At 40.4% G+C, this 612-nt stretch carries 1 protein-coding gene; it reads left to right on the forward strand.

Features of this window, described 5'->3' with window-relative positions; genetic code table 11:
• Positions 1-13 precede the first annotated feature (13 nt).
• A partial coding sequence (locus ACFIO3_RS15065) for a cation:proton antiporter (RefSeq protein WP_375704781.1) occupies positions 14-612 on the forward strand: 599 nt, incomplete at its 3' end.

The following is a 612-nucleotide window of genomic DNA, read 5'->3' on the forward strand; positions in this document are numbered from 1 at the left end:
TAGTAAATAATCCATGCTCCACGACACACCACTTATCACAACTATTGTTGCAGGCTTATGTTTAGCATTTCTCTTGGGAATGATTGCTAGCCGTTTACGTATTTCACCCCTTGTAGGCTATTTGTTAGCTGGTGTTATTGTGGGACCCAATACAGGCGGATTTAAAATAGATTCCGTCATCATTAATCAACTTGCTGAAATTGGTATTATTTTGTTGATGTTTGGTGTTGGGCTCCACTTTTCATTAAAAGACCTTTTATCTGTCAAAGCTATTGCTGTCCCCGCTGCTATTGCACAAATGGCATTTTCTACTTTTCTAGGTTTGTGCCTTGGTCTGATTATGGGATGGGGCTTTAGTGGTAGTTTGATCTTCGGTCTTGCTTTATCCATAGCAAGTACCGTTATCCTGCTACGTGCTTTGCAAGAGCGTCATCTTATTGAAACAGAAAAAGGACGCATTGCCGTTGGATGGTTGATTATTGAGGATTTAGCAATGGTCCTTATACTTGTCCTCATCCCTTCCTTGGCAAGTGCCCTCAGCAATACAAAAAAAGAAGCGTTGGATCCTCTTGTTCAATGGTTAGATTTAAGTATTTGGGGTATTTTTGGTCT

Source organism: Bartonella sp. AD328YNZD (genome assembly GCF_042196425.1).